13 protein-coding genes are annotated in these 14,046 nt (G+C 44.3%); 6 read left to right on the forward strand and 7 right to left on the reverse strand.

Annotation, left to right across the window (positions count from 1 at the left end):
* Nucleotides 1-338 precede the first annotated feature (338 nt).
* Together K8O68_RS00735 and K8O68_RS00740 are read right to left on the reverse strand one after the other, a co-directional pair.
* Nucleotides 339-1,112, reverse strand: a complete 774-nt coding sequence (locus tag K8O68_RS00735) for an ABC transporter permease (protein ID WP_230895031.1) — start codon at nucleotides 1,110-1,112, stop codon at nucleotides 339-341.
* Nucleotides 1,099-2,073, reverse strand: coding sequence for an ABC transporter ATP-binding protein (locus tag K8O68_RS00740; RefSeq protein ID WP_230895032.1), 975 nt, complete (start codon nucleotides 2,071-2,073; stop codon nucleotides 1,099-1,101). The genes K8O68_RS00735 and K8O68_RS00740 overlap by 14 nt, the downstream gene beginning before the upstream one ends.
* Nucleotides 2,074-2,295: 222 nt before the next feature.
* On the opposite strand from K8O68_RS00740, the gene K8O68_RS00745 reads away from it, so the two are divergent.
* From K8O68_RS00745 to K8O68_RS00760, 4 genes are all read left to right on the forward strand, one after another.
* On the forward strand, nucleotides 2,296-2,388 hold the full coding sequence (locus K8O68_RS00745) for a YjcZ family sporulation protein (RefSeq protein ID WP_230895033.1): 93 nt from the start codon (nucleotides 2,296-2,298) through the stop codon (nucleotides 2,386-2,388).
* Between the two features lie 188 nt (nucleotides 2,389-2,576).
* Complete coding sequence (locus K8O68_RS00750) at nucleotides 2,577-3,281, forward strand: nucleotidyltransferase domain-containing protein (RefSeq protein ID WP_230895034.1); 705 nt, start codon at nucleotides 2,577-2,579, stop codon at nucleotides 3,279-3,281.
* A gap of 193 nt (nucleotides 3,282-3,474) precedes the next feature.
* Nucleotides 3,475-4,650, forward strand: a complete 1,176-nt coding sequence (locus tag K8O68_RS00755; protein WP_230895035.1) for a dicarboxylate/amino acid:cation symporter — start codon at nucleotides 3,475-3,477, stop codon at nucleotides 4,648-4,650.
* A gap of 139 nt (nucleotides 4,651-4,789) precedes the next feature.
* Nucleotides 4,790-5,083, forward strand: coding sequence for a hypothetical protein (locus K8O68_RS00760; RefSeq protein ID WP_230895036.1), 294 nt, complete (start codon nucleotides 4,790-4,792; stop codon nucleotides 5,081-5,083).
* Nucleotides 5,084-5,293: 210 nt separating this feature from the next.
* Here the strand turns inward: K8O68_RS00760 and pepF are convergent, their stop codons facing one another.
* Nucleotides 5,294-7,096, reverse strand: coding sequence for an oligoendopeptidase F (pepF, locus tag K8O68_RS00765; protein WP_230895037.1), 1,803 nt, complete (start codon nucleotides 7,094-7,096; stop codon nucleotides 5,294-5,296).
* A 241-nt stretch (nucleotides 7,097-7,337) separates the two neighbouring features.
* Here pepF and K8O68_RS00770 point away from each other — a divergent pair, with 241 nt between their 5' ends.
* Nucleotides 7,338-8,420, forward strand: a complete 1,083-nt coding sequence (locus K8O68_RS00770; RefSeq protein ID WP_230895038.1) for an acetamidase/formamidase family protein — start codon at nucleotides 7,338-7,340, stop codon at nucleotides 8,418-8,420.
* A gap of 446 nt (nucleotides 8,421-8,866) precedes the next feature.
* Here the strand turns inward: K8O68_RS00770 and K8O68_RS00775 are convergent, their stop codons facing one another.
* The 3 genes from K8O68_RS00775 to K8O68_RS00785 form a co-directional block, all read right to left on the reverse strand.
* On the reverse strand, nucleotides 8,867-9,805 hold the full coding sequence (locus K8O68_RS00775; RefSeq protein ID WP_230895039.1) for an NADP-dependent oxidoreductase: 939 nt from the start codon (nucleotides 9,803-9,805) through the stop codon (nucleotides 8,867-8,869).
* Nucleotides 9,806-9,980: 175 nt separating this feature from the next.
* Nucleotides 9,981-11,360, reverse strand: coding sequence for a tryptophanase (locus K8O68_RS00780; protein ID WP_230895040.1), 1,380 nt, complete (start codon nucleotides 11,358-11,360; stop codon nucleotides 9,981-9,983).
* 191 nt (nucleotides 11,361-11,551) lie between these two features.
* Nucleotides 11,552-12,280: a YqcI/YcgG family protein gene (locus K8O68_RS00785; protein WP_230895041.1), complete on the reverse strand. Its 729-nt coding sequence runs from the start codon at nucleotides 12,278-12,280 to the stop codon at nucleotides 11,552-11,554.
* Between the two features lie 168 nt (nucleotides 12,281-12,448).
* Here K8O68_RS00785 and K8O68_RS00790 point away from each other — a divergent pair, with 168 nt between their 5' ends.
* A complete protein-coding gene (locus K8O68_RS00790; protein WP_230895042.1) occupies nucleotides 12,449-13,240 on the forward strand; it encodes a hypothetical protein in 792 nt (263 codons plus the stop codon).
* 21 nt (nucleotides 13,241-13,261) lie between these two features.
* Here the strand turns inward: K8O68_RS00790 and K8O68_RS00795 are convergent, their stop codons facing one another.
* On the reverse strand, nucleotides 13,262-13,951 hold the full coding sequence (locus tag K8O68_RS00795) for a glycosyltransferase family 2 protein (protein WP_230895043.1): 690 nt from the start codon (nucleotides 13,949-13,951) through the stop codon (nucleotides 13,262-13,264).
* Between the last annotated feature and the right edge of the window lie 95 nt (nucleotides 13,952-14,046).

Below are 14,046 nucleotides of genomic sequence, written 5' to 3' on the forward strand. Positions count from 1 at the left end.
TTCCTCTCGATTTCTGCCTGATACGTTGGTGGGTGTTACCTAACAGTTACACCGGTATCACCCACGTATCACCTACCTACCTGTTACTCTTTTCTAACTCCCTTATAATCCTGTTTCCTCATGATTTCTGCCTGATACGTTGGTGGGTGTTACCTGACTGTTACACCCGTAGCACCTACCTCTCTGTTACTCTTTTTTAGCTCCCTTATACTTCCGTTTCCTCTCGATTTCTGCCTGATACATTGGTGGGTGTTACTTGACTGTTACACCGGTAGCACCCACGTATCACCCACCCACCAGCCTCCCTGCTACACCGAGGGCACCCACCTGCCCGACTGCTAATACTGCCCGAGCAGGCCTTTTTGCATGGCGATTTTTTCGCAGCGGTGGAAGACGATCAGGCCCAGCACGAGATACACGGCTGAATTAGCTGCTAAAATGCCGTAATCAGACCAGGGAAGCTGGGTTAATGTCAAGTTTTCCATCATGACTGTCCGTACCATGTTGACACCTTTGACAAACGGGGCAAAAACCAGAAAAGGTGCCATAGATAAAGGAACGAAGACGAGTCCCATTAGGACAAATTGGAAAATCTGTAAGAAAGCCTGGATTTGTTTAACAATGATAGCGAGACCCGCAATCATAAAACTGACGCCGACCATGCTTACCATTGTGACGAGTATAATAGGGATCGTGGTTACAGGGTTGAGACTGAGCCACTGGCCGGATGTAAGCATAGCAGCAAACAGGAGAATGACCATAAGGACGGACTGTAAGGCAAACTGGCCGACAATGCGGGTCAGCATAATTTTCCACACGCCCATAGGCGACATGTACAGTTGTTCAAGGGTTCCTCTCATCGCTTCAGTAATAACGGAAAAGCCGATAAAGTTCATCGTCATCATCGTTAAACTCCAAAACACAACGCTAATGATTGAATATTGGACGTTTGCTTCAAAACTGGCAGGATCGCCAATGAAGACAATGCCGAAAAACGCACCGAGAAAAATAATGTAGAAAGTCAGTAATAAGGCGAGTGTATTAGGGAGGTAGCGTTTCATTTCTATATATTCTTTGCGGAAATTTGATGTTAGTAAATTAAGCCATTGCATAATTGTTCTCTCCCTTCACGATTTCCATGAATACCTGTTCGAAATCGATCGACGTACGGTCGATACTTTCAACAATCGTTCCTTCAGCTTTAAAAATATCGAACAAATCGTAAATATCTTCGCTCCGCTCCAGATTCACTTCAACAACAGGCTGCCTGGAAGATCCTTTATACGTACTGAGCGGAAAGGATACGTCCAGTTTTTTTTGCTGTGAAGGGCTTAATTCTGAGCCTAGTTTGATAGAATACGCTCTCGTTTCAAAAAGCTTAAGGAGATTTTTCACTTTTTCATCCACAACGACGGTCCCTTTATTAATGATGATCGCCCGGTCACACAGTTCCTGGACGACGGGCATGTCGTGCGAGCTGATAATGATGGTGCGCTGTTCTTCTTTTGCGACCTTTTTTATGATTTCACGGAGTTCGTAGCTGATCTCTACATCCAGCCCCAGCGTCGGTTCATCGAGCAAGATGACTTGAGTCTCGGCCAGCAGAGCAACGGCAATGGCCAGTTTCTGCTGCATTCCCCTCGATAAGCCGTTAACAAGTTCATTTTCCTTTTCTTTAAGACGAAACTGGCCGATTAACTGGTCTACCCGGCTAGCAATTTCCTTACGGGACAGCCCACGGTTGCCTGCGAAATACTCCAGGTTTTCCCTAACGGTTAAGCGCCAGTAAAGGTTCCGGTTTCCCTCAAGGACGGCGCTGATATGTCGGAGCGCTTTCAGCCTCTTTTTCCGGATGTCCAGCCCATTAATATAGATCGCCCCTGAATTTGGCTGCAGCAGCCCGCAGATCATCTTAATTGTTGACGTTTTTCCAGCGCCGTTTGGCCCCAGGAGACCAAGAACCTCCCCGCGGTGTACATCGAAGGAAATGTCTTTGACGGCGGTTACCCTTTCTTTCGTTTTTCTTTTAAAAAACGTTTTGTTAATGCCTTGGACTTCAATTATTTTATCCATACTCAGTCACCCGCTTATTCAATTATTTTCTTCTATGCTCAGTATAACCGGCGGTAAATCCTTCTCCCACTTCCTTCAGGTGGAAATCATCTCAGCCTGAAGATGGAGATTTCCGCTATTTTTGAAAATACATTTGGACTGACGCCTACTCACAAAATAAATCCGCGGCATATACTAGGATTGAGGTCACCTCTTAAAGCACCTTTGAAGGGAGGATACAGAATGTCTTACTATAAGCCATATAATGATTTTGCGTTAATTGTTGTTCTGTTTATTCTTTTAGTTATTGTAGGGACTGCGTATATTAAATGGTAATCGTCCCCTCACGATGTATCATTAAATAACCAGGAGCCAGCAGCTCCTTTGTAAACGCAAGGCAAAAGCAGTCTCTGCTTTTGTCTTTTTATTTATATAATCATTCTATAAGACGGTTTATTCACATAGGCTCCTGTAATGAATATCATATGGCAGATAAATGAATTCATTTCAGGAGGCAAACATCCATGAAAATCCCTGAAAAAAAAGCTGCGAGGAATTTTTTAGAGGATACATTCCCTGAATGTACGGTTGCCTTACTGGGCGGGAGCGCTGCCAGAGGCGAACTGAATGATGGTTCGGACTTGGACATTCTTATACTTGATCCTTCGAAGTCTGGGTCTTTCAGGAAATGTTTCATTACGTCTGACTGGAAAATTGAAGCGTTTGTTTTTCACCCCGATTCATTCTTTTTTGCCTTAGAAGTAAGCCGGATGGAAGCGATCCCGACAATTCCGCGGATTGCTGCCGAATCGGTTATCCTTAAGGACGATGGATCGGCTAAAGATATTCAGCAGTCAGCGGATGACTGTTTAAAAACGGGTCCTTATGAATGGGCTGAAGACAAGAAGGCATTTTTAAGATTTATGATAAGTGATTTATTAGAGGATCTTGAAAAAGGCAAGGACGACAGTGAAAAACTTTACACTGCCTGTAAGCTTTTTGATACAGTCCCGGAATTTTTGCTGAGAACTGAAGGCCGTTGGCTCGGTTATGGCAAATGGGTACACCGCTCACTTGTTGACTTTGATAATAATTTTGCAGCCAAATTTAAGGAGGCGTTTCAAAACTTTATAAAAACAGGAGACAACGTGCCTTTCATTACCTTAATCGATCGCATACTGGAGCCGCATGGCGGCAGACTCTTCGAAGGTTATACAGACAGGTTATAACTGTGTGAGGCGCCATCCTATCATCCTCTGATAAAACAGTTCAGTCTTTAATGGCAGGACTGTTTTTTTATTATGTAAGCGCTTTAATTTAATATTCTGATAATTTGGAAAAGTATTGAAAATTTTAAATTTTTTAGGCATTATTAAATATAGTTGTTTAAAAATTTAAAAAATAATAGAGGGGGGTTTACAGATGAAATTAATTGGAAAATTAGTCATTGGTATTATTGCCGGTATTTTAATTGGGCTGATGAATATTGGGGTGGTGACCCAATTTTTTGTCACTGTAAAAAATATTTTCGGCCAGTTCATCGGTTTTGTTATTCCATTTATTATTTTATTTTTTATTGCCGCCGGAGTGTCGAAGTTAGGCAGCAAATCAGGTAAGATCGTCGGCGCCACTGTAGGCACAGCTTACCTTTCCACCCTTTTGGCCGGTATATTCGCGTTTTTCATTGCTGTAACTGTCATTCCCTTTTTAAATGCCACAGAAAGCCCTGTTTCTGAAGGCTCAGGTGTCGAAGGGTTTTTCGCTTTAGAAATTGATCCGCTGATGGGAGTCATTACCGCTTTAGTTATGGCGTTTCTTTTCGGTATAGGCATTGCCAAAACGAACAGTAAAACGCTCATGAACATTTTTGAAGAAGGCAAAAATATTATTGATTTAGTGATTGCGAAAGTCATCATTCCATTTCTGCCAGTCTATATTGCGGGTATTTTTGTGGAACTAGCCTCTGAAGGCGCTGTATTTGATACACTTCAAGTCTTTGGAACTGTGCTCCTCGTCGCGGTAATCGCCCACTGGCTATGGATAACCCTCCAATATGTAACCGCTGGAGTAATTACTAAAAGGAACCCGTTTGTGCTTATAAAAAATATGCTCCCGGCTTATTTCACAGGGTTGGGAACTATGAGCAGCGCAGCAACTATTCCGGTCACACTTAAACAGACGAAGAAAAATAATGTCAGAGAAGAAGTGGCCAATTTCGGCGTGCCTTTATGCGCGACGATTCACCTGTCGGGAAGTGTGATTACAATCGTCGCTTGTGCGGTCGCAGTGATGTCCGTATTAGGTGATTACACGGTTCCTTCATTCGGCCAGATGCTTCCTGTCATTGCAATGCTGGGCGTCATTATGATTGCAGCCCCTGGAGTGCCAGGCGGAGCAATCATGGCAGCGCTCGGTGTGTTAACAACGATGCTCGGTTTCAGTGAAGCAGCTATCGGATTAATGATCGCGTTATATATGGCCCAGGACAGCTTCGGGACAGCTGCAAATGTGACTGGGGACGGCGCAATCAACTTAATTATCAACCGTTTTGCTAAAAAAGACGGCGATTCTTCTGTCAGCTCTTCAGATGTTGCCTAAAAGACACATATGAAGGAAGAACCGCAGCCGGCTAAGCCCGCTCCCCTGCTGTCTAAAAAATATCAGACGCACCTCTGTATGCTGTATGTTACAAAAATCAAAGGACATACTAACATCAGCAGGAAGGGAGTGGATAACCATGAATTTAGATATTGAATCGGTTTATAATGAGATGCCTAATTTTCAAAGCCATGATGAAGCAAGACAATGGTTTAAAAACCATTTCCACGACAGAATTGCTTTAAGAGGCAGTGACATCGTCGATGGCAAAATGATTTATTTTTACCATCTCATTAAAAGCCCTCAGGAGTACCAGCAGTATATGGAAAGCTTTTCACGGCCGGATGACCATGACATTACAAACGCGGAAACGTTTGAAAGCTACTCGACTATAGAAATCAGTGAAGACGGGGCCGTCAACTTCCTGCCTTAACAGCAGGAAGCGCGGCGCCGGATCTGATTGGCCTGAAATTGTCGACACCCCCTCCTTGAATAAGGCAGGGGGTGTCTTTCTGTAATGATTTAACAACAATCAAAGAAGCGAAAGACGGTCTACTCCAGCGGGGAAAGACAAAGGCTAATCAGAAAAACTGATTGGCCTTTGGTCTGTTTCCCGCCTGGTGGCTTGTGATCCTAATGAAAATTAAAAGCTTTTTTCAAGCTCATCAACTAATGAGCCTACATAAGCGACCGCCTGCTGAATCGGTTCAGGGGTGGACATATCTACACCGGCTTGCTGCATTAACTGAAGCGGCTTCATCGTTCCTCCTGCTTTTAGAGCCGACAGCCAACGGTCAACAGCTGGCTGGCCTTCTTCCTGAATCATCTGAGCGGCTGCAGTGGACGCCGTCAGACCCGCTGAATACGTATATGGATAGAGGCCCATATAATAGTGAGGCTGACGCATCCATGTCAGACCCGCCCCTTCATCTATTTCTACGGAGTCGCCCCAGAAATCCGACAGCAGGTCTGATTTTTGCTCACATAAAATCTGCGCGGTGACAGGCGTGCCATTGTCCGCTAACTCATAAATACGTCGCTGAAGTTCGCCTTCGAGAATATGAGTCACAAAATTATGGTAATACGTACCTAGCGACTGAAGAATGACCCACCTGCGCATCCGGGCATCGTTAGGCTGATCAAGGATATGCCGGCTCAGCAGCATCTCGTTCATCGTGGACGGAGCCTCTATAAAGTACCTGGATGGCCGGGTGTTCGAGATTTTCTGGTAACGCCCGGCAAGTGCGAAATGGCCGGCATGGCCAAGTTCATGCGCCAAAGTAAAAGCATCTCTCATAGAATCATGCCATGTCAATAAAATATAAGGGTGAACGCCGTAAGGACTCGAACAGAAAGCACCCGATCTTTTGCCGACATTATCAGCCCTGTCAACCCAGCGGTTGCGCACCCCCTGCTCCATAAATTCCATATATTCAGGCCCCATCACCTGAAGGGAATCGAGGATCAGGCTGCAAGCTTCATCATATGTCATCGGCGGATCAAATTCAGGATCCAACGGAGCTTTTAAATCACAGAAACGCATCGTTTCGAGTCCGAGCATACGCTGCTTCAATTTTGCGAACCGGCGCATGTGCGGCGCTAATTCAGACTGAATCGTGTCTAACTGGTTGTGATACATTTTTTGGGACACTTCCTGCTCGTGCAGAAGCATGTCTGTGACGGACTCATAGTTTCGAAGCCGGGCTTCTGTGACCTGCTTTTTTACTTCAGTCGCATACGTCGCAGCATACGTATGTTTGTATTGCTCAAGAGTTTCCGTAAATGACTCATAAGCTTTTCGCCGGACCTCTGTATCAGGCGAGCCTTCATAAGCAGGGAAGGAATTAAAAGTCAGCGGATATTCCTTTCCATCCTTCACAGTAAATGAAGAGAAACGCATATCCGAAGTTTTGCTCCTTTCATAAATCATAAAAGGGGCCTGATGGATTTCGCTGAACGCAGCGAGTACTTCTTCCGCTTCTGGAGAAAGCTTATGCGGCTTTGTTTCCAGCACGTCCATCAGATTTTTGCGGAAATCTTCCAACTCAGGCTTCTCCTGTATGTATCTGTCCACTGTTTCCTTATCCAATTCAAGAATTTCCGATTTAATAAATGACGTCTCGGCGCTAATTTCAGACAGCAGGCCTCCTACCCGGGCAGAGTTAGACTGATTAACCGGGTCTGATCCATCTTCTGACTGGCGCAGGTGGGCAAATGCAGTGACACGCATGACACGCTCGTTCAAAGCATCCTGCGCAAGCAGACAGTCGAGTAATGTTCCCGCACTCTCAGCGAGGCGCCCTTTATACCGGGTCACCGTTTCTATCTCCTTTCGCAGCCCCTCCATTTCTGTTTTCCAGGCATCCTCCGTTTCAAAAAGATCTTTCAGATTCCAAGTCTGTTCGACCGGGATCTCCGCACGGGTTAATGTTTTCTTAGCACTCATCAAATTCCCCTTTCTAAATCCAGAATAAAATTTCAACGCGTGAATCCTCATTATATTTCGTAAAGCGAAACTATTTGATATTCAGTATATAGGAAAAAACTGTTTATTTGAATATTTAAATAGTAATCCTTTTGTGATTTTTTCAGCTTGGCTAATCAGGCTTTTACTTATCTTTGTTTAGGTCAGCTTTCGTTCAGGGAAAAGAGTCTGTACACATTTATTTCAACTGGAGGTTAAAACTATGCGCTATTCCCCTTTCAAATCATCTCTGGCAGATCAAATTAAAGATGCCAGGATCCATACGCTGGAAGCTACTCCAGACACTGTGCACTGGGGTTATTTCGATAACTCTTTGGAACCGGCTCTTACAGTCAATTCCGGAGATTTTGTTTATGTAGAAACTGTCACACACCACGCCGGCGATGCGCCGGATTTACTAATGGACGAAGGAATTAAAAAGATTTACGAGGAGATTCCTGAAGAGACACGTAAACCCGGCCCCCACCTGATGACAGGGCCAATTAAAGTCGAAGGCGCCGAACCGGGAGATATGCTCGAAGTGCAGATTCTTGATTTGGAGCCAAGACTTCCATACGGGTCAAATTTGTCAGCTCCATGGGGCTTTTTATTTGATGAAGAAAAATATAATGGAAATGAACAAGTGACCATTTATGAGATAGACGAGAAAGGTAAATGGCTGACACCTAAATTTGCTTACACGTACCCGGGACCTTATTATGTCAACGGCAAAATACTCGAGCCTGAGGAAACAGACAGAAAGCAGACGCTGCCAAACATGCAGATTCCGGCAAGGCTTCATATTGGCACAATAGCAGTCGCCCCAGCAGAGTCCGGGCCCGTCAGCACGATCCCTCCTTCGTATTTCGGAGGCAATATTGATAACTGGAGAATAGGCGCTGACACGACGATGTACTATCCTGTCCAAAATAAAGGCGCTCTCTTATCTCTCGGTGATTCCCACCTCGCTCAGGGTGACAGTGAACTGAACGGAACAGGTGTGGAAGCCTCATTAAACTGTCTAATCAGAGTCAAAGTCAGAAAAGATTTCTCATTCTCACTTCCGCTGCTTGAAACGAATAATCACTGGATGGTTCACGCGTTTAACCCTGACCTGAATGAAGCGGCAAAAATCGGCTCTCTCAGCACAATCGGGTTCTTACAGGATTTTTATAACCTCTCTGCAAGTGACGCGTATTCCTTTTTAGCTGTTGCAGCTGATTTTCACATTACCCAGGTTGTCAACGAAAATAAAGGCATCCACGTGTCTATTCCTAAAGATGCCTTCAGGCCGGAGGAATCATAAGGCGAAGGCGGACCATATAGAAGCAAAAGAGACACCTGCTTAAAAAGGCAGATGTCTCTTTTTTGATTTTGTTGTTAATATACTGGCAGGAGGGGGCGCTTTTCGCTGATTGAATCGCTTTTTCGCTGATAGAATCCTATTTTCGCTGATTGGACCGCACTTTTCGCCGATTGAATCGCATTTTCGCTGATTGAATCGCACTTTTCGCCGATTGAATCGCATTTTCACTGATTGAATCGCACTTTTCGCCGATTGAATCGCATTTTCGCTGAGAGAACCGCATTTTCGCTGATTGAATCGCACTTTTCGCTAATTGAATCGCTTTTTCGCTGATTGGACCGCACTTTTCGCCGATTGAACCCCTTTTTCCGCTGATAGAACCCTATTTTCGCCGACAGATCCCCTTTTTCCACTAATTAACTAAAATTTACAGCGCCCTTTTTATTTTACTTTTTAATCTGAATCACAATTTTTCCCCGGGCATGAGTCGATTCACTCAAGGCATGCGCCTCCTGAAGAGACTCTTCATTAAAATCGAATGTCGTTCCTACTACGGGCTTCACTTTATCTTGTTCATAAAGACCGGCCAGTTTTTGCAGCTGATCGCCGTCAGGTTCAAGCCAGTGGAAATGAGCGTGGACATGGTGCTTGCCAGCCTCATCTTCAGACGGCGGTTCCACGATGGAAACGAGCAGGCCGTCCTGTTTTAACACATGATAACTTTTTGACTGGACCTCTCCTCCAACGGCGTCAAGAACGAAATCAACATCAGAAAGAGTCTCACTGAAATCTTCATTCTTGTAATCAATGACTTTATCAGCCCCGAGCGAATATAAGAAGTCAGCGTTTTTACCGCTTGCTGTTGTGGTCACATAGGCTCCCATGTTTTTGGCTATCTGTATCGCAAAATTTCCTACTCCGCCGGCGCCGGCATGAATAAGGACATGGTCCCCTTCTTTTATACTCTTAAATTCAGTCAAACACTGCCATGCCGTTAATCCGGCAAGAGGAATGGCAGCCGCTTCTTCAAAACTCATTTTTTCAGGCATATGGGCAAGGAGATGTGCGTCTACAGCGGCATACTCCGCATAAGTCCCCTCCCGTGTGGTGTCCGGCCGCGAAAAAACCCGGTCGCCAACCTTAAAATCTGTTACTCTGCTGCCTGTTTCTATTACTACTCCAGCTGCGTCCCAACCCAATATAATTGGAAAATCAAACGGGAGCATTTCTTTTAAATACCCTTCCCTTACTTTCCAGTCAATCGGGTTAATGGAAGTTGCGTGAAGTTCAACGAGTACCTGGCTTTCTTTTAAAGAGGGTGTATCTATTTCCCTTTCCTTCAACTCCTGTCTGCTTCCATAATTGTCAATCATAATAGCTTTCATATGGATTCCTCCTTATATTTTTCGATGAAGTGGTCAATTCTTTATCGTTTCACTGAGGCGATTCCCTTAGAGCCGGGTGGTTCAAACAAAAGGTGCTCAGCCATTCGTGTCTGTTCCAGTGCATAAGAAAAGCTGACCACCTGTTTAAGTGATCAGCCGCATACATTCCATTAAGTTAGTCCACAGGTTCCATTTTTGCTGTAAAATGCCGCAGCACTTCCGGTTCGTAAGTAAAGGTCAATCCTTTTAGCGTGTGGGCACGGTCTTTAATGGCTATTAACCCTTTAGCAATGACGTCCATATGATTATACGTATACACGCGTCTTGGAATCGTCAGGCGAAGCAGTTCAAGCGGGCTGTCCAGCTGTTCTCCTGTTTCAGCGTCCCGTCCCATTAATAAGGAACCTATCTCCACACCGCGGACTCCTGCTTCCAGATAAAGCTCATTGGCCAGCACCTGTCCGGGAAACTGGCTGGCAGGAATATGGGGGAGAATTTTCTTAGCATCTACAAAAATCGCATGCCCGCCTGGCGGTGATTGAATAGGAATGCCTCCTTCTGAAAGCTTATGTCCGAGATACTCAACCTGATGGATCCGGTAGGCAAGATAATCTTCATCTGTACCTTCTTCCAGCCCCCGGGCCAGTGCTTCCATATCCCGTCCTGCTAAACCGCCGTATGTAGGGAATCCTTCGAGAGGCACCACCATTGCCCTCGCCTTTTCAAACAGTTCTTTTCTGTCACCTCTGAAGGCTAAGAGGCCGCCAATATTAACGAGCCCGTCTTTCTTTGCACTCATTGTCAGTGCTTCTGTATAGGAGAACATTTCTTTAATAATGTCCGTGATGGAATGGTTCTCGTAGCCAGGCTCCCGTTTTTTAATGAAGTAAGCGTTTTCAGAAAAGCGCGCAGCATCCATAATTGTGGTGATTCCATACCTTTTTGCCATCCGGGAGACGTCTTTAATATTCTGCATCGATACAGGCTGTCCGCCGGCACTGTTGTTTGTAATGGTAATAATGATCATGCCGATATTTTCAGGTTTCTTCTCTTGAATCAGCTGTTCGAGTTTAACAAGATCAAAGTCTCCTTTAAAATCGTGAGGGGTTGTTGTGTCAAAAGCTTTTTCAGTAACCGCATCAATCGCTCTCCCGCCGGATAAATCCACATGTGCCCGGGTCGTATCGAAATGCCAGTTACTTAACACATACTGGTCTTTTTTGATGATAAGCGGAAAAAGGACCTGTTCTGCTCCGCGCCCCTGGTGAGTTGGAATCACATAAGGGTAGCCGATGATATCTTCTACGGTTTCCTTTAGATGATAATAATTGCGGCTCCCGGCGTAGGATTCATCTCCTGACATCATTCCTGCCCACTGGTTATCACTCATCGCACCGGTTCCGCTGTCCGTTAACAAATCAATATACACATCGTCTGATTTTAATGAAAATGGGTTATACCCAGCTTCTTTTAATGCCGCTTCTCTTTCTTCCCTTGAAATCATTTTAATGGGTTCCACCATTTTAATTTTAAAAGGTTCTGCTTTCCGTTCCACAGCACGTTCACTCCAATCTGTTTTTAAGCAATTAGAGGCGATATGTGAGTCAGCCTCTCTAAGAACCTTTCCACAAAAAAGGGAAAAATCCTTTGCCGTAAACTGAATTTTGGTTTTTTGTAACATATACATTGGCAAGGCTCGCAACAAAAAGCACATCCCATCTTAGGAATGTGCTTTTAAGAGAGCTATTATTTTTTAACACTGAATGGGCATTTCCCTTCAATCGGCTCTGCATCATCACCAATAAAAAATTGTTTCCATTCGTTGTGCTCCGGATCCCCGTAATGGCTGATATCAGGATGTGTGGGCAGCTTGTCCCACTCTTCCACACGCTTTCTTACCTTTTCTCTGGACATGGCGCCGCCAGGTTCAGTTCCTTCAAGTCCTTCAAATATTCGCCGGGGCTGAAAACCAAGAATTAAACTGTTTCCAAGATCCCGCGTCTTTCTTTGTTTATATGCAGGCGCATTGCCAAAAACAAATATGGGCTCCTGCTGGAAATGGTAATCCCACAGATAATGTTCCGGATCAGCCGGCTGATCGTCAGGCCATGAAGATGGATCTTTATGGTGCAGGTACTGAAGAATCTCCCAAAAATAAGCCCGGTAATACTCAATGCTTTTTTCTTCCTTTTCCGGCTCCACGAATACAAATAACCCATGTCGCGTCAGCTTAGGTTTATTGAATAACGTTAAAAAATCACTTAATGTGTCCGGGAGGGTGGACCAGTCATTATGAGAGATGTAAGAATAGCGGAGTTCACCCTTGTTTTCGGCTTTCTGGCCGAAGTAACAGGGAAAGTCTTTTTTCGTTACGATCTGGCTAAAGGTAGAATATTCTTTCTTAAACCAGTCCGGGTGGATGTCGGGTGTGTGAATATCATTTTGTGTTAATAAAAGCGACTGTTTTGAAACCATTTGAAACCTCCTGTAAACTAAACACGTACTTGTAACCTCTTGTAATTTTCCCTTCAATTATTTTTATTAAACACCTCTCATGGGCTGACAGCAGACCAAGTCGTATCTGCAGGACAAGGTCAGCTGTAATATGTAAGAAGCTTACTCTCACCATAAAGGAGTTTTTTTATGATAGGACAAGGTTTTCATACTCTCCATTCTAACTTAAAAGTGGCACTGTATCCTATACTTATTGATTTAACCAGTATAATTGCTGCGGTTCTTCTCGGCGGGTATCATGCAGCCAGCCAATTATCCCTGCAGTTGAGCGTGGCACCTGGCCTCCCGTCACTGGACAATGTCTTCAGTGAACAAATCAGCCTGTTCTCGTTTCAGATTGACGGACGGCTGCCGGCATTTTTTACTCCCGGATTAATGCTGATTGTTTTTCTGCTGTTACTCGTTATAGGTATTGCTATTGAAGCAGGTTTTATCGGCTTACTCCATCATGGGGTTACAAATAAAGAGACCTCGTTTAAATCTTTCCTTCAGTTTGGGAAGAAATTCTGGTTCCGCTATTTAGGGCTTATTTTGTTAATCTTATTGGCCAGCCTGCCGGTATGGGCGTTATCTATTGGACTGGGGCTGCCTGGTATCATCCTCAGTTTTATAGCCATTATCCTGCTGCGGGTAATGTTTATTTACTGGGAATTCACTTTAATTGTTGATGATCTGCCGGTAACTGAAGCTTTGTCTAAGGCCTTTAAATATTTTAAACGAGGCATCTCAGACACCTTGGCTGTCCTTTTTATTATGGGTCTCACAAACGCCATTTTCGGGCTGACACTCAGCCAGGTGCCTGTTTTGCCAGCAATAATAGCTGGAATCATCCTCTATGGCTACATTATGACCGCTCTCCAGTTTTCGCTGATGCACGCCCTCCATCATATCAAACGCCACAACCCTGAACTTTCCCAGTAAATGGGGGGTCTGTCCCCCCATTTACTGGGAATTATCAACTGTTTTTCTGAAGTCGCCGGCGAATGGGACGTGTTTTGATAACATGGTTAACTCCTTTTCGGTTATTTTCCATGTGTGGCTCTGCACATCTTCCCGCCGGATGACGGCAAAAGAATGTTTACTGATAGAGTAAATTTTATATCCTTTCTGTTTACACCTTTTCAAAAAATCTGTATCCGTACCTGTTTCGCGGTCATTAAAAGGGACGTCTTGCACGACTTCTTTTCTCGCAATAATTGTTGCGCCTGCCACATGGTTGACGAACTTATGCTGATAATTAGCTCCTAACAGCCGCAGATGATTGCTTCCTTCAAAATAAATATAATAGGCCCGTTTCCCTGCAATGAAGATCTTTTCATTCTCGAACACTTTCACAGCTTCACTTAAATAGTCAGGTCCGTAGTAATCATCGTCATCCATCTTAGCCACAATATTGTAAGCGGCTTTTTCTGCGCCGAAGTTTAAACAGGCTCCCAATGAGAAGCTTTCATCGAGCTGATAAACAGACACATTCGTGAAGCTCTCAGCATACTTTTTCCAATCTTCTATCTTTATTGTGTTTTTATTTAAAATGACAATCAGTTCTTTTTCAGCGACGTTCTGGCTTTGATAGTTTTTAAAGACATTTTCCATACACTCTTCCCTCATCGTACACGTAATGGCCGAAATCATCCTGCACCCCCCTGAACAGTAATAACCTTTCTTTTAAAAAGTATGTGCTGCAGCCTGGAAATACGCCTCTCTCATTTTTTACAGGAAATGAACAG

Origin of the sequence: Salipaludibacillus sp. CUR1 (genome assembly GCF_021028955.1) — a bacterium.
In the GTDB taxonomy this organism is placed as follows: domain Bacteria; phylum Bacillota; class Bacilli; order Bacillales; family Salisediminibacteriaceae; genus Salipaludibacillus.